Below are 22,310 nucleotides of genomic sequence, written 5' to 3'. Positions count from 1 at the left end.
GTCAATGCGTAAGTCCTATATTATTTCCACAACAGCAACTTTTGTTAGCAATTAAATGGTTGGGAAATAGTGGTAGCCATGAGGAGAATGCTATCTTTATTGATGAGCTTTTTGATGCTTTTCAAATCATCGAAAAATTATTAAATAATTTATATTCTTATGATCGAATTTTAGAAATGGCTCAATTAATAAGTCAGAAAAAACAACCGTTGACAAGAAAAGAAAGAGCAGAGCTAAAAAAATAAGTAAGAAAAGTAAAATTACACATTCGTTTTTTTTTAAAAGATGTGATAAGGAAGAATCCAATATCGAATTATTCACAAACCACATTATCTCTCTTCTTATAAAAATCCAGCGCAAGCTTTAAATCCTGTTCCAGTTGCTGCTTGGTATTTTCTGGTGCAATTTTCATAAAGGCTGGAACATATTCCTTGAAATATACTTCAGGATAATCCTTGCAGATGATTTGCTTGCGTACTTCCAAAGGTGTCGCTGGGTTATCCAATTGATCCAGAAAACTACTGATCTTCTGGTCAGCCTGTTCAAATTGAATCACATCTACAGAGTTTTTCTCATTGCTCATAGACGCTGCCGCCTGTTCAGGTTGCTTTTGACATCCTGTCAGAGCAAAACTAATGAGTAGGAGGCTAAAGGTAAATTTTTTCATCATCTTTTCTTATTCTTCAATGTTCTAAATCAAGGATATCAAACAACTTAGCATAACCTTAGCGGGAATATTTTATTTTAGACAAAAAAATACCTCCATCATGGGGAAGGAGGCGTAAAACTGGAAAAAAGAAACTACAGCTACAGTTTCTAAAAATAATTTTACGATAGATCACTTTTCAATCAATTGGCAGAAAATAACAAGCTTTATCATGATTTATGAACCTAGATGAAATCTTAATTCTTAAAATGGAATTTACGTTATCTTTCTAATGATTGCTGTGTATTCAAAAAATTAAAACGGATTGCCACTTAAGTTCAGGCTGCAAAAAAGGCTTAAACCCTTTAGATTTAAGCCTTCTAGGACACCATGTGGCTACATGATGATGAATCTTGGCGGTGAGAGAGGGATTCGAACCCTCGATACGCTATAAACGTATACACACTTTCCAGGCGTGCTCCTTCAGCCACTCGGACACCTCACCATGGCGGTGGATAATATAGAAAAAAAGCCGGTCTGCCAAGCTTGAAACAATTGATTTGCAGAAAAAGTTTAGAGGCAGTGCTATGATTCGCAAAAATGCTTTCTAAAACGAAGATAATATATGCAAAGTACTGCACAAAAAGCAGCTTTACCAGTCATCACGCTGGCTGCGCTTGGGGTCGTTTTCGGTGATATTGGCACCAGCCCCCTGTATGCGCTGCGGCAATGCTTCCTGACCTCGCACCTGGCCATTAGTGAAGCATCGGTACTGGGCATTCTCTCCCTGATCTTCTGGTGCATCATGCTGACGGTGAGTTTTAAATACGTCACCATTATCATGCGTGCCGACAACAATGGCGAGGGCGGTATTATGTCCTTGCTGGCCCTGAACCTGCGGACCACGCGGATTTCTGATGAAAAGAAAATTTACCTGATAGCTCTAGGTTTTATCGGGGCTTCGTTGTTTTTTGGAGATGGCATTATCACCCCGGCGATCTCGGTACTCTCCGCGATCGAAGGTCTGAGTATTGCCACGCCCATTTTTAACAATTGGCTGGAACCTTTATCTATTGGCATTATCGCCGGACTGTTTATCGTGCAGCGGCACGGTACTGGGACGATGGGTAAATTCTTTGGTCCATTGACCTTGCTCTGGTTCCTGTCGATTGGCGGCTTTGGCCTGTGGAGCATTATCCAGACCCCGATGGTACTGCAGATGGTTAATCCATACTGGGCCTATCATTTTGTCGTGGATCAGCCTTTTGTGGCCTTCCTGACCATGGGTGCGGTGATCCTGACCATGACTGGCGGTGAAGCCATTTATGCGGATATGGGGCATTTTGGCCGGTTGCCGATCCGTCTGGCCTGGTTCATTATTGTGTTGCCCTGCCTGCTGTTCAATTATGCCGGGCAGGGGGCGCTGTTGCTGCGTAATCCGGAAGCCTTGGCAAATCCGTTCTATATGCTGCTGCCATCCTGGAGTCTGTATCCGATGATTGTGCTGGCAACGGCTGCGGCGGTGATTGCTTCACAGGCAGTGATTACCGGCGTATTTTCCATGGTCAATCAGGCAATTCAGCTGCGTTATTTGCCACGCCTGAGTGTGAAACATACCTCAGCTGAAGAGCGGGGTCAGATTTATTTGCCCTTCATTAACTGGATGCTATTTATTTCAGTGGTAATCCTGATTTTGCTGTTTGAAAACAGTGCCCGGCTGGCAAGTGCCTATGGTGTAGCGGTGACCATGACCATGCTCTGCGGTACGATTTTGATCAGCATTCTGGCTTATGGTTTCTGGCGCTGGCCGATCTGGAAAGTGGTACTGTTCTCAGCACCATTCTTGGCACTCGATCTGATCTTCGTAGCTTCGACTTCGTTGAAAATTCCATCGGGTGGCTGGGTACCCATCATGCTCGGTGCAGCCTTGTTTACCATTCTGATGACCTGGAAAGATGGCCGTGCTTTGCTGCTAAAACGTATGCAGCAAAATACCTTGCCGATCGAACTGTTTATCAAAAGTGTATCAACCGGTTCGGGCACCCAGTTTGTACCGGGAGATGCGATTTTTCTGACCGGAACGCCAACCATCGTGCCACATGCAATGCTGCATAACATCAAGCACAACAAGGTGCTGCATGAACGCAATATCATGGTAACGGTGATCACCCGCGATATACCGTTTGTGAACGAGCAAGACCGGGTCGAAGTGGAGAAAATGGATGAACATTTCTACCGGATTTTTGCTTATTTCGGTTTTAAGGATCAGCCGGATATTCCTGCAGCCGTGCAGAAAGCCTATGCAGAACTGGGCTTTGAATATGACCTGATGCAGATCAGTTTCTTTATTTCCCGTGACCGGGTGATTCATGCGATTGGTGAAGGGATGGCACCGTGGCGTGAGAAACTGTTTATTTCCATGCAGCGTAATACCAGCCCGGTGAGTGATTTCTACAAAATTCCAACCAACCGGGTGGTAGAGCTGGGCAGTCAGATCGAAATCTAGAACTATCATTTTCCAGAAAAAACCAGAGCTTTGACTCTGGTTTTTTTATCTGAATATAGGTCTGCTTAACGTGCAGTGGCATCTGAAGGACTAGCGCCTGTTGGTGCTTCCTGCTGCATTTCAGGCAGGGTACGCGGGTCATTGGGTTGTGCTGGCATCGGCATTGAACCAGGAGGTGTCATCTGGCGCTGGATCGCTGGATCCTGCTGCATGTTCGGATCTTGTGGCGCACCTGGCTGCATCGCTGCTGGTGGCTGTCCTTGCGGCATAGGTTGTTGCATCGGCTGCTGCATGGCTGGCGCAGGTGCCTGACCTGTTGGCTGTATCAGACGGATCTGACCGGAATTTACCAGATTTTCAAGGGAAGCATTTTGACCATTTACGGTAGTGGTAATACGTGCTTTGGAGAGACTTTCTAATGTTTCGCCCGGCTGTACAGGTGGTTCAGCCCATGCGTTCAGACTAAGCAGGCCAGTCACTGCACCTAATAGAAGTAATTTGGAATACTGCATCGTTTGGGAGTTTTTCTTCTGCGATAACATCACGAGGCTCCTTCGTATTTTCTTCGAGGAATAAGAAGAGAACACAATTGCATAAAGCTGGATTTGGCAGCAAGGAAAGCTACACAAATGGGATGAAAATCTGTCCAAGTCCTATTAAAAAAGCCACAGGTTGTTACATTTTTAACGGTGAATTTTCACCTATTGGTCAATTGTTAGACGAACAGAGAAGCCGTGATATACATGGCTTTCAGGGCTTGTTAAGCTCGGCGAAACTCGCTGTCACTGTTCAAAAGTAACGGGTATCATGGCCAAGAAGCAACGTAATCAAAAAAATCCTGTCTTTCAGTTCTTTAATGAAAATACTGTAAAAATTATCCTGGGTCTTGTGGCATCGGGAAGCTTCGCCATTGCCTTTGGTCAGGAAAAAATCAGCCAATGGGTCTCTTTGACCACTACGCCGAGCAATTCTGCCTGTCTGGATCAGTTCTATCGGGATGTGCCACCGGTACTGATGAAGGACAGTTTGAAAAAGAATACCTATCCACTGTGCTTTAATGGCTTTACCGTGATGTATTCCGGTGTGTCTAAAACTCCATTGTGGGTAGCAGAGCTACTGACACCCTCACGCCTGAGCCAAAAGATTCCACGTGAAGATAGTTTTCATGAGGAAGAACGCGTTAATGCAGCACATCGTGCCACCTTGTCTGATTATCGTGGTACCGGTTATGACCGCGGTCATATGGCGCCAAATGCGGATATGCCGACCAAGGAAGCGCAGTTCGACAGTTTCTCTTTAGCCAACATGGTGCCACAGGCGCCGAAGAACAACCAACAGGTGTGGCGTGAGCTGGAAGAAGCCACTCGTGCAGTGGTGACCAAGCAGAAACAGGACGTGTATGTCGTTACTGGCCCTGTCTATAGCGCGAAAAAACTGGAAACTATTGGCAAGGGCGTGATCGTCCCGAATGCGACCTATAAGGCGATCTATATGCCGAAAACTGGTGCAGCCGGGGCTTACTATGTTGATAATAGCCTGAAAAATCCGGCCCCGAAAGTGCAGGTCATCAGTCTGTGCGCGTTGGAAGACCTGATTAATATCAATATCTTCCCACAGCTGACTGAAGAGCAGAAACGCAATACCTATACCTTGCCGCTCAAAGCCAGCGATGTAAAAGCCAACAAGGCGATTGTCTATGATCACTGGGATGCGGAAAGCCAATGTGCCGAAGAAGTTTCTAAAGATGATCTGGAAGCTTTGCAGCGCGAGTTTAAACGTGCTGGTGCTAGTAATACTTCCGTCAATAACACAGCAACGAATGAAAACAGCAATGCTCCGGTTGAATCTTCAGGCAGCAGTGATCCTCAAGGCGCGCTGATCAAGCAGCTGCTGGAAGCACTCTTGCAGTTTATCCTGCAGTTCCTGAAATAATGCGGTTGTCTTCGGCCTGATTCTAGTGGCATGATTGGAATTAGGTCGAAGTAAAAAATAACAAGGAAGCGTCAGAATAAGATGTTTAAGGCATATGAAAAGGGTATCGAATCGCATGCGATTCATGACCTGACGGTGGAAAATGATCTGGACTGTGTCAGCTTGTATGGCAACTTGCAACTGACCCGTGATCAGCAAGGACTCAAAGCCGCGAAAGCACTACAGGCGATCATCAATGATATCGTGGCACAGCTGGAAAATACGCCGGATTTGCCGGAAAAAATCCAGCGTGATGATGCGCAGGAAATTGACAATCCATTTCTCTAAAGTTGTAATTAAGAAACATTAAAGATAAAAAAAGCTCACCGTGATAGTGAGCTTTTTTTCTATTTCTGCTTTATGTGCCAGTGGTATCCGTATTTTTCTCAAGCAGGGTTTTATAAATTACTGCACCAATGATGCCACCAATAATCGGTGCTACCCAGAATAACCACAGCTGGCTTAAGGCAGCTGTTTCAGCAAAGAAAGCAACCCCTGTGCTTCGTGCCGGATTCACCGAAGTATTGGTCACCGGAATACTGATCAGGTGAATCAGGGTCAGGGCCAGGCCAATGGCAATTGGAGCAAAGCCAGCCGGCGCACGGCGTTCGGTTGCGCCCATAATCACAATCAGGAAGCCAGCCGTCAGGACAATTTCAATCAGCAGGGCAGAGGTCAGGGAATATTGCCCTGGAGACAGTTCGCTATAGCCATTTGTCGCGAAGCCACCCGTCCCGGTGAAGTCAGCCTTACCTTGCAGGATGAAATACAGCACCAATGCCGCGAGTACTGCACCGATCACCTGCGAGATGATATAAGGCAGCAGTTCTTTACCGGCAAAACGGCCACCTACCCACAGGCCAAAGCTGACTGCCGGGTTAAAGTGTCCACCAGAAATATGACCCAGTGCATAGGCCGCGGTCAGGACGGTCAGACCAAAAGCAATCGACACACCAGTAAAGCCAATCCCCAGTTCAGGAAAAGCCGCGGCCAGTACCGCACTGCCACAGCCGCCAAAGACCAGCCAGAATGTCCCGATCAGTTCCGCAAGATATTTATCCATTGAGTTCCCCTTATTGTTGTTATGAAGTTTTCAGTTTTTATCTGGAATATTTTAGATGTGATATTGATTTGATGTTGCCATCTCCAATGCCGGGATGAAGGCAGGTTCGCGGTCAGCATTTGCCAGAAATTCGGAACGCCATTGTTGCGGTGTCCGATTGGTCCACTGTTTAAAGGCACGCTGGAAGGCGCTCTGCTCGGAATAACCGAGTAACAGGGCAATTTCATGCAGGCTCAAATTGTCATCTTTCAGATATTGCTGGGCCAGCATAAAACGGATTTCCTGCATGCGCTGCTGATAGGTTTTACCCTGTTTCTGCAAATGCCGTTGCAGCTGGCGTACCGACCAGTGCAGCTGTTTAGCCACATGTTCAATCTGGAACATATTCTTTTGCAATCCGCTAAGAATCGCCTGCTGGATGCGGTGGTCAATTTGAGCTGTATTCGGTAGCTTTTCCAACAAGGCTTCGGCTTGCTGTTGCAGTAGTTTCTGCAAGGTCTGGTCGCCCTGGCGTAGCGGTTGGGCCAGCTCGGAAACATGCATGAAAATCACACTTTTCTGTTGGTTAAAACGTACCTTGCAATGGAAGAACTGTTCATACAGATTTAGATGTTTATTGGCTGGATAGCGGAAATGTACCTCATGTAGAGCGATATCACCCAATGCCATGATTGAACGTACGAATTTCAGCATCAGGGCCATGGCAATTTCATCCGACAACTGGGTCGCCAGATTCAATGGTACATCGACCCAGGCAATGGACAGGTAGTCATTTTCCACCCGGACTTCCAATGGACTGCCGTCATAGACCAAACGGTGGTAGTCATGGTAGCGCATCATGGCTTCGCCCAGGGTTTCACAAGACAGTGCCAGGTAGGCCATAATACCTAGATGACGAGGTTGTACGAAATTGGCAATTTCCAGACCCAAAGCGGGGGTCTGCAGTTTCTGCTGGAGCTGGGTGAGCAGATCACGCCAGATGACAAAGTCAAAGCGTTCCAGTTCCTGTATCTGCAACAGTTTTTCAGGAACAGGCAACTGTTTATGGTGATAGAACTCTAGCAGCAAGTGCCCTAAGCCTCCATAAACTGTACCCGCATAATCCTGAATATCTGACATCTTTTTCGTTCTTTTAATTGTCGTATTTTGTCAATCATATTGAATTTAGCGGTCAATATCTAGCCATTTCCGACGTTTATAGTAAAGTTTCGGGAGGAATCGAGATGATTAAAGGATTTATTGCCGGTCTGGTGGTGGCGAATGCCTTTGAATGGTTTGCACATAAATATGTGCTGCATGGCGTACATCGCAAGGGGCAGACACGCTTTAGTCCGGTACCGCGCACGATGCAGTCGCATTGGGAACATCACCGTATTGTGCGTAAAACGGCATTTTTTGATCAGGGCTATGTGGAAGGTCTACGTAACTGGCGTACCCGTAATGAGGTAGGTTCTCTGGTGGCGGTGGCTACAGTTTTTGGGTTGGCGTTTTACCCCATCTCTAAAAGCATGTCGGCAGCAGCCCTGTATAGTACCGCTAAGTATTTCTATGTGCATCACCGGGCACATCTAGAGCCAGAATGGGCGAAAAAACACATTCCCTGGCATTACGACCATCACATGAACAGTAATCAGGATGCCAACTGGTGCGTGACCCGACCCTGGTTTGATTATGTCATGGGAACACGGGTAATTTCCTCAGCTGAACTGCAGGAACAAAACCCGCTCGGGATCACACTTCCAGCACCTGTTGCGACATTTCTGACAGACGGTATTAACCGCTTTTTCCCAGCCAAATGGGTCGAGAACCCGCGAAATACAAGGATTAAGGGAGCGTGATGGTTTATAAAAACAAAATTAATACATTTGCACACTATTTTTGTCGTAATTTGTCAATAAAAGCTCATTTTATTGTCAATATTTCGTGTTTTTTTTAACCTATATTTACACCTGTCAGCGAAGTAGCCTAAAGCTGGCAGATGGTAATGAATACTTGAGTTATTATTAGTTTTTTTAGTTATGTTCAGACCAAGCGCTGTAGTCTTTTCTTGGTTTTATAGGGAGTCGCAAGACTCCTTTTTTTTGTCAAAAAATTTGCACATTTCATGTGTAGCAGTTCTCAGAAAATAAAAAAAGGCATGATCAGCATGCCTTTTTTTGTTTTGATGTTTTGAGCAGGTTACAGACGCATTTCAATGCCTTGTGCAGCTAGATACGCCTTGGCTTCAGGAATGGTATGCTGACCAAAGTGGAAGATTGATGCTGCCAGTACCGCATCGGCACCGCCTTTTAGAATCCCGTCGGCTAAGTGCTGTAAGTTACCTACGCCACCAGAAGCGATGGTTGGAATGGTGACACGGTCATTGATCGCACGCATCAGCGCCAGGTCATAACCGGCTTTGGTACCATCGGCATCCATGGAGGTGATCAGCAGTTCACCTGCGCCGTAGTCGGCCATTTTCACAGCCCATTCAATTGCATCAATGCCAGTCGGTTTACGACCGCCGTGGGTAAAGATTTCCCATTTGTTGTCGCCAGTTTTCTTGGCGTCAATTGCCACTACAATACATTGTGCACCGAAGCGTTGTGATGCTTCCTGTACGAATTCAGGGTTGAATACGGCTGCCGAGTTAATACTAACTTTGTCTGCACCGGCATTTAACAGCAGGCGAATATCTTCAACCTTACGTACACCGCCACCCACAGTTAATGGCACGAATACGGTTTCCGCCATGCGTTCTACAGTACGGTAAGTGGTGTCGCGGCCATGATGTGTAGCAGTAATATCTAGGAAAGTAATTTCATCGGCACCCTGTTCATTATAGCGACGCGCCACTTCGACCGGGTCGCCCGCATCACGAATATCAAGGAACTGCACACCCTTGACCACGCGGCCATTGTCCACGTCGAGACAGGGAATAATACGTTTAGCTAGCATAAATTTTTCCAAGTATTACAGCCGATTATGAAACTCACCTACACAAGCGCTACACCTTGGCAGATGGAAACGGTATTCTAGCAAAAATATGTAAGTTTTTTCGCAGGTTTTCTATGTCGGTTTATACCACTTTGACTTTAAAGGAAGTTCAGGATTTTGCAGCGCCGTATGGTCTGAAGGCGATCGATCTGATTCCCATTCAAGGAGGTATTCAGAACACCAACTACTTTCTGGTCTGCGAAGACCAGCAATATGTGTTGACAGTGTTTGAAGACATGGATGAACAGGCGGCAGGAGAACTGGTGCCTGTACTTGAACATCTGGGAAAAGCCGGTGTTGCGGTGCCGGTACCCTTATCACATTCAGGTAAAGCCATTCATAGCATCAAGGGGAAGCCGGCACAGATTGCGCCACGGTTGATGGGAGAGCATCCCATGCCAGCGACCACGGCCCAATGCGAAGCGATTGCCATCGCCCAGGCTAAAATCCATGTGGCTTTACAAGATTTCCACTTGGAGCGTGAATTCGTCCGTGACCATGCCTATTGGTATAACGTGGCACAAGAGGTCAAGCCCACTTTAAATGCAGCCGACAAGGTCTTGCTGGGGAAATTGTTGGGACTCTATGAAGCATTAACCGCTGTTTATACCGACCGTCCACGTGGCTTTATCCATTCCGATCTGTTCCGTGACAATACTTTATTTGAAGGCGATGAGCTGAAAGGTATTCTGGATTTTTATGAACTGAATAAAGATGAATTCCTGTTTGATATTGCCATTACCCTGAATGACTTCTGTACCGATTATCCAGCCGTGACTTTAAATGAAGAACGTGCCGTGGCTTTCCTGAAAGCCTATGAAACTGTGCGCCCACTGACAGAAGATGAAAAAGCCTGCTTGCAGCTGTATTTGGCGATGGCTGCAGGGCGTTTTTGGATGATGCGCCTGCAAGTGGCACAGAAAAATGCAGCAGAAGGTCGTACCGGTGCAGACATTCTGCAGAAAAATCCGGAAGAGATGCGCAATATGCTGATTGAACGTTTGAAGTTTGTCACAGCTTAAAGGAAAGGACAGAAAGATGCGGGATCAGGGCCGTTTGGTGGAATGGTTTGATGATAAGGGGTACGGCTTTATTCAACCGAATGACCCGAACAAGGCACGTGTCTTTCTGCATATCAAGGATTTTGCCCGTCCCGGGCCGCGCCCGATTGTCGGTTGTGCCCTGGACTATACCGTAATTCTGGATGAGCAGGGGCGTTACCGTGCTCAGCAGGTCATGTACCTCAAAGCCTCTCAGGCCAAAACCTTGCAGGTGCAACAGAAGAAGAGCATTTCTCAGAAAACGACCAAACTGCAGCCGATGCAGATGCTTTGTGCAGGCTACATAGTTGTGCTTGCTATTCTGACGTTGCTGGGCTTATTAAGTGGTATGGTGCTGTTGCTGGTCAGTATCATGAATGTAATGACCTACTGGTTCTATGCTCAGGACAAGGAAGCCGCACAACTCGGCAATCGCCGTGTGCCGGAAAATACCTTGCATTTGCTGGCGTTTCTTGGCGGCTGGCCAGCAGCCTGGCTGGCACAGCAGAAGCTGCGACATAAAACACAAAAACAACCGTTTCGGCAGATTTATTTTTGTACCATAGCTTTTAATATCATTTTGATTCTATGGCTCATTTCCCCATTAAACAGCTTGAATATCTAGGGGAAATTTACAATAAAAGGAGAGGGCATGAACTATTCGATTGACAAGGATTCTAACCGTACCCTGACCTTTATCTTATATGTTCTCTATATCGTGGCGATTTTTAGCGGTGGTTTGCTGGCAGTCATTGCTCTGATCATTAACTATGTCAAACGTAGCGCGGTACGCGGCAGCATTTTTGAAAGTCACTTTACCTGGCAGATTCGGACTTTCTGGTGGTACCTGATCTGGAATATTGTGGCCTTTATTCCTTTCCTGTTTTTATTCTTTACCGATGAAGATCCAGATCTGTTTGCTGGCGTGGCCTTAGGTGCCACCAGTTTCTGTCTGATCGTGATTGGACTGTCCTGGATCTGGATTGTGTATCGTGCCATTCGTGGCATTATGCGTCTGAATGACAATTTGCCAATGTATCGTTAGTCTTCAACAGTTATCGATTAGAGAAAATCAAAAGGCATGTCTGGAACATGCCTTTTGATTTAAACGATTCTTAGGGCTTGGCTTCAGTCATTGAGCTGGGATTCACCATCTACTATTCAGTGATTTCTTTTACTTTTCCTACCTTCCGATTTAAAAACTTTGGTTTCCATTCACTGACTATCACCCCTAGCACCACCATTAAACCACCGAGTAGTGCCAACGCAGGCAGGCGTTCACCGGCCAGTCGCCCAAATAAACTGGCCCAGATCGGTTCGCCCGCATAAATGATCGCGGCCTGAGACGGATCGACCATCTCTTGTGCCCAGTTCATCACCAGCTGGATACAGGCACTGGCAATGCCAAGTCCCACCAGAATGCCAGCCAGATGCCAGTGAAAGTTTGGCAACTCATGTTCACCAATCCAAGGTGCCAGTAAGAAGCAGAATAACGAAGCAAAGATGAGCTGTAACACCGTCACTCGCCGGGTATTCACGTTTGGAGCAAAGTGACTGATCAAAATGATTTCCATTGCAATGGCGATGGAGCCGAGCAAAGTCAGCAGTTGACCGAAGTTGAGCCGGATGGTGCCAAAACCATTGCCAGTCAGAAAAACCAGCCCCAAGAATGCTAACAGGGCACCTACCCAAGTCATCAGATGTGGCCGTTTGCGGAACAGCAGCCAAAGCAGAATCGGCACCAAAGGAACATACAGCGCGGTTAGAAATGCCGATTCACTACTACTAATACTCTGCAAACCGACCGTCTGTGTGCCATAGCCCAGCGCAATCACCGCACCGATGGCAGCGCCAGCAAGAACTTCTTTTAGCGTCATCCCACGCAGATGCTTAAAGGAAATAGCTGTGACAGCGATGGCTGCAGCAGCAAAGCGCAGGGCAACAAAAAGCACTGGACTACTAAAGTTCAGTCCATATTTAACCGTCAGAAAACTACCACCCCAGATCAGAGTGATCAGGATCAGGGAGAGTTGTGGTAAACGTGATTTAAAAAAAGAAGAATGAGAGACAGATGACATGGGAGATCAGGATTCAATTCAAAATAAAAAGAGGCCCGAAGACCTCTTTTAACAGCATCAGGACTTTAGATTAGGCGTCTAAAAGCGCCTGTGCTTCGTGCAGGTTTAATGTGCCTTCATAGATGGCACGACCGGTAATTGCACCGAGGATGCCCGGTTGGCCTTTCAGGTTACGCACATCATCTAAATTTGTCACACCACCAGAAGCGATCACAGGCAGACCTGAGTAAGTTGCCAGATTCACGGTCTGTTCAACGTTTACGCCTTGCATCATGCCGTCACGTGCGATGTCGGTATAGACAATACTAGAAACGCCGGCATCGGCAAAACGTTTCGCCAGTTCAGTTGCTTTCACGTCAGTGACATTGGCCCAGCCATCGGTTGCTACCATGCCATTCATGGCATCAATACCGACAATGATATGCCCCGGGAACTGTTTACATGCTTCTTCAACGAATTCAGGTTCTTTGACTGCTTTGGTGCCAATGATGACATAAGACACGCCAGCATCCAGATAGTGTTGGATGGTTTCCAATGAGCGAATACCACCACCGATTTGAATTGGCAGGTTAGGTTGTGCTTTGGCAATCGCTTCAACCACAGGCTTATGAATCGGTGTACCGGCGAAAGCACCATTAAGATCAACCAGATGCAGACGGCGCGCACCTTCATTCACCCAATGCTGAGCCGTTGCTACTGGATCATCAGAAAATACAGTATCGTCTTCCATACGACCTTGTTTTAAACGGACACATTTGCCATCTTTCAGGTCAATTGCAGGGATGATCAGCATGCTTTCGCTCCTGGCCTAATCGTCGATTGAATTTGAATGGCTGCCATCTTAACAAATAAACGGTGGATTTCTAAATCTAAATCATGAATCAGATATATGAAAAAACCTGTCATGGCTGGCTTGGGTGTCTATTAGTATAGAGCGATTAAATATTCATATGCGGGCGAATCCGCAGTTTGAACGAGGTATTCGGGATATGCTTGGGCAATTGTCCGAGGCGGAGTAATTCTTCAAATACCAGAATACAGGCATAGGCATCCGCTGCCGCATATTCAATCTGTGCTGGAGTCAATTGAGGACTAGCCCAATTGGAGGTACTGATTTTTTTCGATTTTGGAAAATTCTGCTGAAATAACAAGGCAATGGCATTCTTCACTCCCACCGGATTTTGAAACCCAAAACCGCTGAAACATTTGGACAGTTCAATGACGCTATTCAGTTCAATCCCTTTTTTGCGGAACAGATGGGCATCATTTTTTAAGCCAAAGCCGACCTTGATTTGATCACGGCTGGCAAAGACCGGTTTAAGAAACTCCAAAATCTCAGGTTTCATCTGAAATAAATAGGCTTTCTCCAAGGTTGCCAGTTGAATCAGATGTGGTCCTGTCTGTACTTCACCTTTATTAAATATCGGTTTGGATTCGGAATCAAAGCCCAAGACGGCTGCCTGAAACAGTTCTGCACGGATCGATTCACATTGCTTCAGGTTTTGGATCACCTGAATCTGTGCAAAGGGTAGATTCTGAAATAATGGCATTTGGGCGATTTCTGCTTTGTTCGGTAGGCTTGCAGAGACTGAGTCATCCATAATTGAGTTTAATTTGGGAATTAGAGGATAAGCTTAAGATTTTTGTTGATAAAGTGCAAAAGTCTATTTATGAAGTAAAAAAGTGATTTCTATGGGACTTTGGGATTAAGTTTTATGGATTTAACCTATAGGCATGATAATGGCAATAAGGCTAATTAAAAGCACGAAGATAACATATAAAGTTGCCAGAACATTTTCTAAAGTACGAGTATTGCGAAGTACTTCAAATGGATGTGTGAATTGTTCTTTAGGCCTATTAAGCAGATACATACTAAAAAAAGAATTTAAAATGGGAATAAAATTTAGAAGAATGAATCCTTTATGTAGAGATTGACCATAAAGCCGCGATAAGAAAAGAGTCATAATCCAATATGCTGAACATAGAATTACTAACATGCTGTCCAATAGAATGAAATAGGGATTATCAAGTAGCCATAGTTCATTGGAAAATAAGCTGCCAATCAAGATTCCTGCCGGTATTAGGAGAAAGCTAAACAAGATATTCCAGATTAGAATAGTATGACGAATTAAATTTTGGGCAATGATAGAAACAAAAGACTTACTAGGATTGATAATAGATCGTTGAATGTAGGTCATTGTCTTCGTCCTTATTATGTTGTTATTGGTATAGTTATTTTTTATTTTTATATTTTATAGAAAATTTATTTGATTAGATTCTAAAGCAAGAAAGGTCTGTTATAAAAATAAATCTATATAAAAAAATACGTGCTTATGTAACTAAATATGGAAAAGCTACTTAAAAATACACAGAAACTAAGCTGTATAGACCAGTGTATTTTTTATTTTTAAGAAAATATAGAGATGTAATACTGTCTGAAGAAGGGCTTAAAAACGATTTCATAGAGTTATTAATTCACTATTAAATCGCTGAAATTTTAGGATAAGAATTGTAATCCGCTGAAAAATAAAAAAAGTGGTTATGATCGTGGGCAGGTAAAAATAAAAAACCCGCATCAAGCGGGCTTTTTACAGGAACAGAGATTAGATATCCCATTCCACAAAGTTTTTCAGCAATTGCAGACCTGCAGTATGACTCTTTTCCGGATGGAACTGGGTCGCAAACAGGTTTTCTTTATGCAATGCGGTACAGAATTCCAGACCATAATCACAGGTTGCAGCAATAATGCTTGGGTCTTTCGGTTCTACATAGAAGCTATGCACGAAGTAGAAACGCGCATCCTGTTCAATGTCTTTCCACATCGGATGGTTAGGATCAGCCTGATGTACCTGGTTCCAGCCCATATGTGGCACTTTCAAACCATCTACATCGGGGAAGCGTTTCACTTCACCTTCAAAAATACCCAGTGCATCGGCACCGCCATTTTCTTCAGAGCGTTGCATGAGTGCCTGCATACCGACACAGATCGCCAATACAGGTTTGTTGAATACCGCATGACGCACCACATCATCAATACCCGCTTCATGCATGCCCTGCATACAGTCACGCATTGCACCTACACCCGGAAAGACAATCTTGTCTGCCTGAGCAATCAGCTTTGGATCATTGGTCACATCTACTGTAGCACCGACATATTCTAATGCTTTGGCAGCGGAATGAAGATTTCCCATGCCATAGTCAAGAAGAGCAATACGGGTCATTACAGGGTACCTTTGGTTGAAGCAATAGTATTGGCAGCACGTGGATCAACTTCACATGCCATACGCAGGGCACGGGCAAATGCCTTGAACACACTTTCAATCTGGTGGTGACTGTTTTTACCTTTTAGGTTGTCAATGTGTAAGGTCATCAACGCGTGGTTTACAAAGCCCTGGAAGAATTCAGAGAACAGGTCTACATCAAAGGTACCGATAAGTGCGCGGGTAAATGGAATATCCATGAACAGGCCAGGGCGGCCAGACAGATCGACCACAACACGGCTCAAAGACTCGTCCAGCGGGGCATAGAAGTGTCCGTAGCGACGTAAACCTTTCTTGTCACCCAGCGCCTGAGCGAAGGCCTGACCCAGGGTAATCCCGCAGTCTTCTACGGTATGGTGATCATCAATTTCCAGGTCGCCGTCACAATGAATGTCAATATCAAACAAACCATGTCGCTTGATTTGATCAATCATATGATCTAAAAATGGAACACCAGTGTTTAAAGTGCCTTGACCAGTACCATCGAGATTCAGGCGAACCCGAATTTTGGTTTCGTTGGTATTTCTTACCACTTCACTGATACGATCTGTCATAGACACGTTCCTCAAATACGTCAAAATGATTGATGTAGAAAATATTTTCGCCGTGACGACGTCACCGCATATTAGATTGCTCAGGAGGGTTTATCAATGCCTATTACCGTACATGCCTATACTTCTTTGGAAAATGATGAAGTGCGCAGCCAGCTTGAGCGACTGTATGACACCAGCCCGGAATTTAGTGACGGGGCCGATGCCATGGAACAACTAGAGCAAAACCTGCAACAGTATAGCGTACTTTATACTGCAGAATTTAATACCCGTATTATTGGTGCGATCTGGTGCACCGGTCAAGGCGAAACCCGCCTGCTGCAGAATGTGGTCGTGCATCCGGCCAACCGTGGACGCGGGGTTGCAGAAAGGCTGGTTAGCGAAGTCTGTCGGATGGAAGAAGAGAAAGGCGTGAAGGTATTTGAGCCAGGATGTGGTGCGATTCACCGTTGTCTGGCGCATCTGGAAAAAATCTAAATACTTTTTTGCTGATGCCCTGATTCAGGCAGCCTTCGGGCTGCTTTTTTTATTCTGATTTTTGACTGAAAATGAATTATTTAGCGCCTTGACTTAAAAATTAGACAGCAGAGGAAACAATTTGCTGTAAAAGTAGGCGATTGGTAAAAAATGTACTTTTCATGCTTGACGGCATGCAGCTGAAACGGTTTAATACGCGTCATCGGCGTGATAGCTCAGTTGGTAGAGCAACGGATTGAAAATCCGTGTGTCCCCAGTTCGATCCTGGGTCTCGCCACCATATTCAAAACGATTCAAAGTTTTCAATCCCTGATCCCATCAGGGATTTTTTTTTGGGGATTAAATTTTACACATTCGATCAATTTTTTTCGGATTTTGATTGACTAATGTGTGCAGATACGGCTTAATACACCGCATCGGCGTGATAGCTCAGTTGGTAGAGCAACGGATTGAAAATCCGTGTGTCCCCAGTTCGATCCTGGGTCTCGCCACCATATTCGAAAAACCTCAAACATTGTTTGAGGTTTTTTTTCGCCTGTAATTTTTAGATCCCTCTGTGATTGCCTTTTTCTGTTGATTGCCACGCCTTTCCAATCCGTTCGTATATTTCCGATCTTCCTTAGAATTTAGTTTATATGTCATTCATCTGAGGAAGCATGAGTTCTGCAAAAAATCGCGCTAAGCTAGTTAATAACCAATCCAGAACTGACTTTAATTCATTGGTCACAGCATTCAGCCTGTGACCAAGAGAAATGGGGTAAAGCCAATGAACAGCATCAGAATATCGTTATGTGGCATCCTGTTGGGCACTTGCAGCCTAGGGGTATACGCAGAGGAAGAAAAAGAGGTTGTGACTTTACCGAAGATGACCGTGATGGCCGAACCGGAAATGAGTAATGAAACCGGCTATGTGCCATTTGTACAGGAAGAGAAGAATCTGCGTGCGCTCCAGCATCAGGTGATTCGTGGGACATGGAATGCCGAGAATTTCATGGTCAATCCGGATATCGTTGCCAACCTGGATTTTCAGCCAATACCGGAACCGAATCTGAACTCCCTGTCGCCAGCGCTACAACAGTATGTCATGACCATTGCCCAAGGTTTGCAATCCAGTGACCCGACTCAAGGGCTATATACCATTCTGGGAAATTTCGGCATTGACCGTAGTAATAGTATGGATCCAGATCGTGGCATCAAGTTCAACATCAATATGGACAAGGTGAATATCGGTTTCCTGGAAAATCAGAATCATACTGTTCCTGCAGTGCAATTGCCGCGATATCCTTAAGGTATTGCTGACAGATCTATCCCCGCCAGTCGGGGATTTTTTATTGCGGTTATTTTTATGGAGCCGAGTCTATTTTCTTTCTGATTTTCAACTCAATCACAGTCCAAATCAGTGGCAGCGGTCAGGCTGGTATATGAATATTCACACTAAGACTGAGCAACTTTACACCAGTTAGCGCAACAATAGAATTTCTCCCCCTGAATGATGTGGAGGGCGTCCTATGCGTTTCCTCAACTCATCTTTATTGATGTTACTTAGTCTATTTACAGCGCTGTTTCTAATTGATGCTCATGCTGCGTCTGATCCGGTCACTTTGTCGACCTTAACCGTGATGACCGAGGATGAACTGCGTGCAGAAACTATCATGCCACCTTTGCAGGAACAGACCAGCCAGAAAAAAGCCTTAAACATGCGACTCATGAAAATTGAACGTGAACTGCAGGACTATACTGTCAATGCTGATTATGCCGGTGATATCGAGATTATACCAAGATCTAATCCGGCACGGCTGGATGACTTACCACCGGGCCTGCAGCAATATGTGCAGTCAATTGCTGATGGCTTGCGCTCCGCTGATCCGCGCGATGGTATTTACCTGATGCTGGCGCCATTTGGTATCGACCGAAATGCCACCAATGTGCAGCGGGCCCGAGAGCAGTTTAACCAGAACAATGTAGACCGGACTTTACTGAATCAATGGTGTGCAGCCAATGGCTGTTAAAAGCTTCAAGACCGTTTAAGCACGTTGCATCTTTAAAACGTGCTTGAACCGGTCGAATCCATAATCGGATGGCTGCTGTAGGTTTTTGTATAGCTAGATTGCTTTTTATCCAAAAAATCAGCATATTGATGAAAAGGTAATCGATGTTTACCTGCAGCAGAGGAGCATGTGCATGCCACGTGTCTTTGTCATTCTGGCTGGAGCAACGCTGGTGGTCTTTGCTGGCTTGTTCTATCAATACACCATGCAGAAGCAGGATAAAGCCCAGCTGATTGAATATGAGGCTGTGCTGACCGAAAAGACGGCAGAAATCTTCGAGCAGGCGCAGGATTGGGAAAAACCAATCCAGCTGGAGATTGAAGAAGAGCGGCTGGATGGTGACTATGCGGTGATGGCCGAGTATGTGCTGGGCCAGATGCGTGATCGTGCCGAAGAACGCAACCAGTACTTACGTGACCTCAAAGCAGCCAAGTGGGATCAGTTCCTGAATATCGACCGTCTCGCCAAGGATCAGACCCAAGGCTATAAAGAAACCGAAGCCATGCTCAAGCAGGTGCATCAGATCGTGGATGACTATGAAGCCACCATCAAGCGCCGTGAAGCGAATCAAATTGAAGAAGTAAAACAGCTGGACATCAAGCAGCGTTACCGTCAGCAATTGGCGCAGAACCTGAGAGCGACCGAGCAGGAAAATGATGCCTATGCCATTTTTGAAATTGAAAAGCAGAGTCTGGCCAAGGCTGATCAGCTATTTGCCTTGCTAAAGAAGTATAAATGGGAAAAACGAAACCGCATGTTTATGTTCCATGATGAGAAAGCGGTTCAGCCCTTTATCGCGCTATATAAAGATATTGAAAACTTGAATAAACAAATGCAGCAAATTAAGACAAAAAATCAAAAAATTGTCGAAGAAGCCTTGTAACAGCAAAGTGCTATTTGTCTGTAAGCCATCTTGAGCATGGCAGCAAAAGCATAGACATGTTATAGATAAACAGAGATTTAACAGCTAAATAAAATGGCACAACAACAGGAGCAATGCTGCATGACCCAGGATCTCGTCTGCTACAAAGAAATGCCGATCTGGACACAGGAGCGTATTCCGCAGGGTTTCCAGCGTCCACATAATACCAAGACCGGCACCTGGGCCAAGCTGACAGTGTTAAAGGGTGAGCTGACCTTTGCCTTTGTCAATGAAAATGGCGAAATTCTGTCGACACATGTATTTAGTTCTGAGCAGCAACCACCGATGATCGAGCCACAGTGCTGGCATCAGATTGTTTCCAGCAGTCCAGATGTGGAATGCCAGCTGCGATTTTACTGCAGCAAGCAGGACTACTTTGCTAAAAAATATGGCCTGACCCCAACCCATTCTGAAATGGTGATGGCAAAGCCGTATCTGACTGGCGGACGTGCGCTGGATGTGGGCTGCGGGCAGGGCCGCAATGCGCTGTATCTTAACCAGATGGGTTATGAGGTAGATGCCTGGGATGTCAATCCGAATAGTCTGGATAAACTCAAGCAGATCATTGCGGTAGAAGGCATTCAAAATATTCAGGCGGCACAGCGGGACTTGAATGCTGATCCAAGCATTTCTGGCAGCTATGACTTTATCTGCTGTACCGTGGTGATGATGTTCCTTGAAGCCCAGACCGTTCCAGCCCTGATTGCCCAGATGCAGCAGGCGACCAAGCTCAATGGCTATAACCTGATTGTCTGTGTCATGGATACCGATGATATTCCGGCCCAGCCGGACTTTCCTTTTGCTTTTAAACCGGGTCAGTTAAGCGAACTGTATAAAGGCTGGAAGCTAATTAAATACAATGAAGATATTGGTGAGTTGCATCGGGTGGATGCACAGGGGAATAGAATCAAGCAGCATTTTGCCACCATGCTGGCGCAGAAAGTTTCCGCTTAATTTTTAAATATTTAAAAATATCAGCAATAAAAAAGGATGTCAGATGAGATCCTTTTTGGGTTTAAAACGCAGGATTAAGCTGCTTTTTTAAACCAAGAGAAAAGACCTTTTTTTTCAGCTTTTACTACAGGTTGTTCAGCAGCTTTTGTGACTTCAGCTTTAGCTTCTTCAGTTTTCACCGCTGCAGTTTCTTTGACTTCTGCAGTTTTTGCAGCTGCATCGGCTTTTACTGCTTCAACTTTTGCTTCAGCCGCTTTTTCTGCTTGAGCTGGTGCAGCTTTTGCTGCTTCTACTTTTTTAGCTGCTTCAGTTGTTGCAGCAACAGCTTTGGCATCAGCCGCTTTTTTAGCTTCAGTTGCTTGTTGTTTAGCAGCATCTGCTTTTGCTACAGCAGCCTGTTTGTTAGCAGCTGCCTTCGCTGTAGCATCTTGTGCCTTAACAGTTGCAGTTGCTACTTTTGCTTGAGCTGGTGTAACGGCTTGAATAGCATTTGCTTGTACTTGCGCTTTCATTGCAGCAACAGGAGAAGTCGCTTCAGTAGCCATAGCAGAAGCTGAAGTTGCAACGATTGCAGTTGCAAGTAGTGTTTTAAGCATAGTCATGTTAAACCCCATAGGAGAAAAGGAGGGAAGAGATAGAAATATGATACGCCTATGAAATTTAACTAGCTGAGGAATAAGATTTTAATGGTTGAATATTCAACTAAATTTACAAAGGGATAACATTTGTATCTTTAATAAAAATCCCGCCAAAGCGGGATCTCTTTTATTTGTATTTTTAAAGGCCTAGTGGCTTTAACATATCTGGTGTATTTAAGCTCACAGGTTCAGTTTGGTAGAGCTTGCCATCAAACTTTTGCTGCTTTGACCAAAGAACTTGCTTTTTGTCCAAATCGACATATGACAACAAATAATATTGTCCTTCTTGAGGAATTGGATCACCTGTGGTGACTGTACCCATGGTGACCGCAGCTAAGGCAAGACTTCCTGCAATGTTGCCAATACGATTACCCAATGAAGGTTGCTGTCCCAAGACTTGCATCACCAACACTTTAGACGTGCCTAATAAAGGTTTTAATTGTTCAAGCTGGGCGTCAGTAATTTCAATATTTACCGGTTGATAATTATTACTGAAATTATAACGACCGATTCCGACTTTAAAAGTTTTCTGATGCAGCAGTTGCAGACTTACACCTTGCAGATCAGTTAATTGGGGCTGATTGGTTGCAAAGACAGGGTAAACCGCTAAATCCTCAGGTTTAGCATCTAGGTTTTGACGTTTTTTATAAGTCTGAATCACTTTCTTTTCAAAGAAACCACAATGCAACTGCTGGAAGTTTTGTGTGACCTTTATTTGATTGCGGTTTAATTGCTGTATCAATTCTTGCGTAATCGCAGTAGCTATCCGATTAGATGGCTCAAGTAAAATATGATTATTACCCACTTCCTTACGTAGCAGACAGGCATCTGTCAAAACCGCTACAGGTTGGGTTTTAAATTCTTTTTGAACTTGGGCAAAGTAATCAGATTTTGGTGCTTTTGGTGTACTCGCGCACCCCACAAGGCTCAAACTTAGAGTCGTAAATGCTAAATATTTTTTCATGGTTATTTTAAGGTTTTAGTCAGTATGCTGACACAGCATAAATAATAATTTCTATTTTTACAAAATCTTAACTGCATATTAAAAGGCGGATTCAAGCGGCAAGTGCAACAGTATAAAAACCAGCCATAACTTCACTCGGTGTATACCAACCTAGCGTTTTTCTAGGACGATGGTTGAGTGCAAATTCTATCTGCTCTATTTGTTCGTTTGACACGT

At 44.9% G+C, this 22,310-nt stretch carries 25 protein-coding genes, 3 tRNA genes and 2 pseudogenes; 15 read left to right on the top strand and 15 right to left on the bottom strand.

Annotated elements, in window-relative coordinates; genetic code table 11:
- A pseudogene (locus GW12_RS15795) lies at positions 1–245 on the top strand (hypothetical protein); the annotation flags it as partial.
- 68 nt (positions 246–313) lie between these two features.
- On the opposite strand, the gene GW12_RS15100 reads toward GW12_RS15795, so the two are convergent.
- Complete coding sequence (locus GW12_RS15100; protein WP_227504176.1) at positions 314–670, bottom strand: hypothetical protein; 357 nt, start codon at positions 668–670, stop codon at positions 314–316.
- 390 nt (positions 671–1,060) lie between these two features.
- Positions 1,061–1,151, bottom strand: a tRNA-Ser gene (locus tag GW12_RS15095).
- A 120-nt stretch (positions 1,152–1,271) separates the two neighbouring features.
- Between GW12_RS15095 and GW12_RS15090 the strand changes: the two genes are divergently transcribed.
- Entirely contained in the window at positions 1,272–3,152 is a 1,881-nt protein-coding gene (locus GW12_RS15090; protein WP_034589169.1) for a potassium transporter Kup, read from the top strand.
- Positions 3,153–3,217: 65 nt separating this feature from the next.
- On the opposite strand, the gene GW12_RS15085 is transcribed toward GW12_RS15090, so the two are convergent.
- Positions 3,218–3,694, bottom strand: a complete 477-nt coding sequence (locus GW12_RS15085; protein ID WP_034589166.1) for a hypothetical protein — start codon at positions 3,692–3,694, stop codon at positions 3,218–3,220.
- A 265-nt stretch (positions 3,695–3,959) separates the two neighbouring features.
- On the opposite strand from GW12_RS15085, the gene GW12_RS15080 reads away from it, so the two are divergent.
- The gene (locus GW12_RS15080) at positions 3,960–5,084 is read left to right on the top strand and encodes a DNA/RNA non-specific endonuclease (protein WP_034589163.1); all 1,125 of its coding nucleotides are present in this window, start codon (positions 3,960–3,962) and stop codon (positions 5,082–5,084) included.
- A gap of 81 nt (positions 5,085–5,165) precedes the next feature.
- Positions 5,166–5,411 (top strand): hypothetical protein, encoded by a 246-nt coding sequence (locus GW12_RS15075; protein ID WP_034589160.1) that lies wholly within the window; start codon positions 5,166–5,168, stop codon positions 5,409–5,411.
- 70 nt (positions 5,412–5,481) lie between these two features.
- Here the strand turns inward: GW12_RS15075 and aqpZ are convergent, their stop codons facing one another.
- The gene (gene aqpZ / locus GW12_RS15070) at positions 5,482–6,186 is read right to left on the bottom strand and encodes an aquaporin Z (protein ID WP_034589158.1); all 705 of its coding nucleotides are present in this window, start codon (positions 6,184–6,186) and stop codon (positions 5,482–5,484) included.
- Positions 6,187–6,237: 51 nt separating this feature from the next.
- Positions 6,238–7,305: an AraC family transcriptional regulator gene (locus GW12_RS15065; protein WP_052127943.1), complete on the bottom strand. Its 1,068-nt coding sequence runs from the start codon at positions 7,303–7,305 to the stop codon at positions 6,238–6,240.
- 104 nt (positions 7,306–7,409) lie between these two features.
- Between GW12_RS15065 and GW12_RS15060 the strand changes: the two genes are divergently transcribed.
- Positions 7,410–8,024, top strand: a complete 615-nt coding sequence (locus GW12_RS15060; protein ID WP_034589156.1) for a hypothetical protein — start codon at positions 7,410–7,412, stop codon at positions 8,022–8,024.
- 340 nt (positions 8,025–8,364) lie between these two features.
- On the opposite strand, the gene hisF is transcribed toward GW12_RS15060, so the two are convergent.
- Positions 8,365–9,123 carry an imidazole glycerol phosphate synthase subunit HisF gene (gene hisF / locus GW12_RS15055; protein WP_034589153.1) on the bottom strand — a complete coding sequence of 253 codons (759 nt, stop codon included), beginning with the start codon at positions 9,121–9,123 and terminating at the stop codon, positions 8,365–8,367.
- 113 nt (positions 9,124–9,236) lie between these two features.
- Here hisF and GW12_RS15050 point away from each other — a divergent pair, with 113 nt between their 5' ends.
- Genes GW12_RS15050 through GW12_RS15040 form a run of 3 tightly spaced genes read left to right on the top strand, consistent with a single transcriptional unit; the run spans position 9,237 to position 11,247 of the window.
- Positions 9,237–10,184 carry a homoserine kinase gene (locus GW12_RS15050; protein ID WP_034589152.1) on the top strand — a complete coding sequence of 316 codons (948 nt, stop codon included), beginning with the start codon at positions 9,237–9,239 and terminating at the stop codon, positions 10,182–10,184.
- Positions 10,185–10,200: 16 nt separating this feature from the next.
- On the top strand, positions 10,201–10,827 hold the full coding sequence (locus GW12_RS15045; protein WP_034589150.1) for a DUF1294 domain-containing protein: 627 nt from the start codon (positions 10,201–10,203) through the stop codon (positions 10,825–10,827).
- A 27-nt stretch (positions 10,828–10,854) separates the two neighbouring features.
- The gene (locus GW12_RS15040) at positions 10,855–11,247 is read left to right on the top strand and encodes a membrane protein (protein WP_034589147.1); all 393 of its coding nucleotides are present in this window, start codon (positions 10,855–10,857) and stop codon (positions 11,245–11,247) included.
- A 112-nt stretch (positions 11,248–11,359) separates the two neighbouring features.
- On the opposite strand, the gene GW12_RS15035 is transcribed toward GW12_RS15040, so the two are convergent.
- From GW12_RS15035 to hisB, 6 genes are all read right to left on the bottom strand, one after another.
- Positions 11,360–12,280: a DMT family transporter gene (locus GW12_RS15035; protein WP_034589146.1), complete on the bottom strand. Its 921-nt coding sequence runs from the start codon at positions 12,278–12,280 to the stop codon at positions 11,360–11,362.
- Between the two features lie 70 nt (positions 12,281–12,350).
- Positions 12,351–13,073 carry a 1-(5-phosphoribosyl)-5-[(5-phosphoribosylamino)methylideneamino]imidazole-4-carboxamide isomerase gene (gene hisA / locus GW12_RS15030; RefSeq protein WP_034589145.1) on the bottom strand — a complete coding sequence of 241 codons (723 nt, stop codon included), beginning with the start codon at positions 13,071–13,073 and terminating at the stop codon, positions 12,351–12,353.
- Positions 13,074–13,218: 145 nt separating this feature from the next.
- On the bottom strand, positions 13,219–13,881 hold the full coding sequence (locus GW12_RS15025) for a 3'-5' exonuclease (protein WP_034589143.1): 663 nt from the start codon (positions 13,879–13,881) through the stop codon (positions 13,219–13,221).
- Positions 13,882–14,001: 120 nt separating this feature from the next.
- On the bottom strand, positions 14,002–14,478 hold the full coding sequence (locus tag GW12_RS15020; protein ID WP_034589141.1) for a hypothetical protein: 477 nt from the start codon (positions 14,476–14,478) through the stop codon (positions 14,002–14,004).
- Positions 14,479–14,883: 405 nt separating this feature from the next.
- A complete protein-coding gene (hisH, locus tag GW12_RS15015; RefSeq protein WP_034589139.1) occupies positions 14,884–15,501 on the bottom strand; it encodes an imidazole glycerol phosphate synthase subunit HisH in 618 nt (205 codons plus the stop codon).
- On the bottom strand, positions 15,501–16,094 hold the full coding sequence (hisB, locus tag GW12_RS15010; protein ID WP_034589137.1) for an imidazoleglycerol-phosphate dehydratase HisB: 594 nt from the start codon (positions 16,092–16,094) through the stop codon (positions 15,501–15,503). Before hisB ends, hisH begins: the two co-directional genes overlap by 1 nt.
- 96 nt (positions 16,095–16,190) lie before the next feature.
- On the opposite strand from hisB, the gene GW12_RS15005 reads away from it, so the two are divergent.
- The 7 genes from GW12_RS15005 (at position 16,191) to tehB (ending at position 20,492) form a co-directional block, all read left to right on the top strand.
- The gene (locus tag GW12_RS15005; protein WP_034589136.1) at positions 16,191–16,568 is read left to right on the top strand and encodes a GNAT family N-acetyltransferase; all 378 of its coding nucleotides are present in this window, start codon (positions 16,191–16,193) and stop codon (positions 16,566–16,568) included.
- A gap of 204 nt (positions 16,569–16,772) precedes the next feature.
- Positions 16,773–16,848: transfer RNA gene (locus tag GW12_RS15000), tRNA-Phe, on the top strand.
- 138 nt (positions 16,849–16,986) lie between these two features.
- Positions 16,987–17,062: transfer RNA gene (locus GW12_RS14995), tRNA-Phe, on the top strand.
- A gap of 272 nt (positions 17,063–17,334) precedes the next feature.
- Complete coding sequence (locus tag GW12_RS14990; RefSeq protein WP_034589135.1) at positions 17,335–17,856, top strand: hypothetical protein; 522 nt, start codon at positions 17,335–17,337, stop codon at positions 17,854–17,856.
- A 220-nt stretch (positions 17,857–18,076) separates the two neighbouring features.
- Positions 18,077–18,577: a hypothetical protein gene (locus GW12_RS14985; protein ID WP_034589133.1), complete on the top strand. Its 501-nt coding sequence runs from the start codon at positions 18,077–18,079 to the stop codon at positions 18,575–18,577.
- A gap of 172 nt (positions 18,578–18,749) precedes the next feature.
- A complete protein-coding gene (locus GW12_RS14980) occupies positions 18,750–19,499 on the top strand; it encodes a hypothetical protein (protein WP_034589131.1) in 750 nt (249 codons plus the stop codon).
- Between the two features lie 120 nt (positions 19,500–19,619).
- Complete coding sequence (gene tehB / locus GW12_RS14975; RefSeq protein ID WP_034589130.1) at positions 19,620–20,492, top strand: SAM-dependent methyltransferase TehB; 873 nt, start codon at positions 19,620–19,622, stop codon at positions 20,490–20,492.
- A 74-nt stretch (positions 20,493–20,566) separates the two neighbouring features.
- On the opposite strand, the gene GW12_RS14970 is transcribed toward tehB, so the two are convergent.
- The 3 genes and pseudogenes from GW12_RS14970 to GW12_RS15735 form a co-directional block, all read right to left on the bottom strand.
- Complete coding sequence (locus GW12_RS14970) at positions 20,567–21,094, bottom strand: hypothetical protein (RefSeq protein ID WP_034589127.1); 528 nt, start codon at positions 21,092–21,094, stop codon at positions 20,567–20,569.
- Between the two features lie 175 nt (positions 21,095–21,269).
- Positions 21,270–22,094 (bottom strand): hypothetical protein, encoded by an 825-nt coding sequence (locus GW12_RS14965; protein WP_034589123.1) that lies wholly within the window; start codon positions 22,092–22,094, stop codon positions 21,270–21,272.
- A 91-nt stretch (positions 22,095–22,185) separates the two neighbouring features.
- A pseudogene (locus GW12_RS15735) lies at positions 22,186–22,310 on the bottom strand (IS30 family transposase); the annotation flags it as partial.

Source organism: Acinetobacter sp. HR7, assembly GCF_000773685.1.
GTDB classification, from domain to species: Bacteria; Pseudomonadota; Gammaproteobacteria; order Pseudomonadales; family Moraxellaceae; genus Acinetobacter; species Acinetobacter thermotolerans.
This window is presented reverse-complemented; position numbering and strand designations above follow the sequence as displayed.

Excerpts from the sequence above, each read along its gene's own strand:
- GW12_RS15100 (WP_227504176.1), bottom strand. The coding sequence starts at position 670 with ATGATGAAAAAATTTACCTTTAGCCTCCTACTCATTAGTTTTGCTCTG.
- GW12_RS15090 (WP_034589169.1), top strand. The coding sequence starts at position 1,272 with ATGCAAAGTACTGCACAAAAAGCAGCTTTACCAGTCATCACGCTGGCT.
- GW12_RS15085 (WP_034589166.1), bottom strand. The coding sequence starts at position 3,694 with ATGTTATCGCAGAAGAAAAACTCCCAAACGATGCAGTATTCCAAATTA.
- GW12_RS15080 (WP_034589163.1), top strand. The coding sequence starts at position 3,960 with ATGGCCAAGAAGCAACGTAATCAAAAAAATCCTGTCTTTCAGTTCTTT.
- GW12_RS15075 (WP_034589160.1), top strand. The coding sequence starts at position 5,166 with ATGTTTAAGGCATATGAAAAGGGTATCGAATCGCATGCGATTCATGAC.
- aqpZ (WP_034589158.1), bottom strand. The coding sequence starts at position 6,186 with ATGGATAAATATCTTGCGGAACTGATCGGGACATTCTGGCTGGTCTTT.
- GW12_RS15065 (WP_052127943.1), bottom strand. The coding sequence starts at position 7,305 with ATGTCAGATATTCAGGATTATGCGGGTACAGTTTATGGAGGCTTAGGG.
- GW12_RS15060 (WP_034589156.1), top strand. The coding sequence starts at position 7,410 with ATGATTAAAGGATTTATTGCCGGTCTGGTGGTGGCGAATGCCTTTGAA.
- hisF (WP_034589153.1), bottom strand. The coding sequence starts at position 9,123 with ATGCTAGCTAAACGTATTATTCCCTGTCTCGACGTGGACAATGGCCGC.
- GW12_RS15050 (WP_034589152.1), top strand. The coding sequence starts at position 9,237 with ATGTCGGTTTATACCACTTTGACTTTAAAGGAAGTTCAGGATTTTGCA.
- GW12_RS15045 (WP_034589150.1), top strand. The coding sequence starts at position 10,201 with ATGCGGGATCAGGGCCGTTTGGTGGAATGGTTTGATGATAAGGGGTAC.
- GW12_RS15040 (WP_034589147.1), top strand. The coding sequence starts at position 10,855 with ATGAACTATTCGATTGACAAGGATTCTAACCGTACCCTGACCTTTATC.
- GW12_RS15035 (WP_034589146.1), bottom strand. The coding sequence starts at position 12,280 with ATGTCATCTGTCTCTCATTCTTCTTTTTTTAAATCACGTTTACCACAA.
- hisA (WP_034589145.1), bottom strand. The coding sequence starts at position 13,073 with ATGCTGATCATCCCTGCAATTGACCTGAAAGATGGCAAATGTGTCCGT.
- GW12_RS15025 (WP_034589143.1), bottom strand. The coding sequence starts at position 13,881 with ATGGATGACTCAGTCTCTGCAAGCCTACCGAACAAAGCAGAAATCGCC.
- GW12_RS15020 (WP_034589141.1), bottom strand. The coding sequence starts at position 14,478 with ATGACCTACATTCAACGATCTATTATCAATCCTAGTAAGTCTTTTGTT.
- hisH (WP_034589139.1), bottom strand. The coding sequence starts at position 15,501 with ATGACCCGTATTGCTCTTCTTGACTATGGCATGGGAAATCTTCATTCC.
- hisB (WP_034589137.1), bottom strand. The coding sequence starts at position 16,094 with ATGACAGATCGTATCAGTGAAGTGGTAAGAAATACCAACGAAACCAAA.
- GW12_RS15005 (WP_034589136.1), top strand. The coding sequence starts at position 16,191 with ATGCCTATTACCGTACATGCCTATACTTCTTTGGAAAATGATGAAGTG.
- GW12_RS14990 (WP_034589135.1), top strand. The coding sequence starts at position 17,335 with ATGAACAGCATCAGAATATCGTTATGTGGCATCCTGTTGGGCACTTGC.
- GW12_RS14985 (WP_034589133.1), top strand. The coding sequence starts at position 18,077 with ATGCGTTTCCTCAACTCATCTTTATTGATGTTACTTAGTCTATTTACA.
- GW12_RS14980 (WP_034589131.1), top strand. The coding sequence starts at position 18,750 with ATGCCACGTGTCTTTGTCATTCTGGCTGGAGCAACGCTGGTGGTCTTT.
- tehB (WP_034589130.1), top strand. The coding sequence starts at position 19,620 with ATGACCCAGGATCTCGTCTGCTACAAAGAAATGCCGATCTGGACACAG.
- GW12_RS14970 (WP_034589127.1), bottom strand. The coding sequence starts at position 21,094 with ATGACTATGCTTAAAACACTACTTGCAACTGCAATCGTTGCAACTTCA.
- GW12_RS14965 (WP_034589123.1), bottom strand. The coding sequence starts at position 22,094 with ATGAAAAAATATTTAGCATTTACGACTCTAAGTTTGAGCCTTGTGGGG.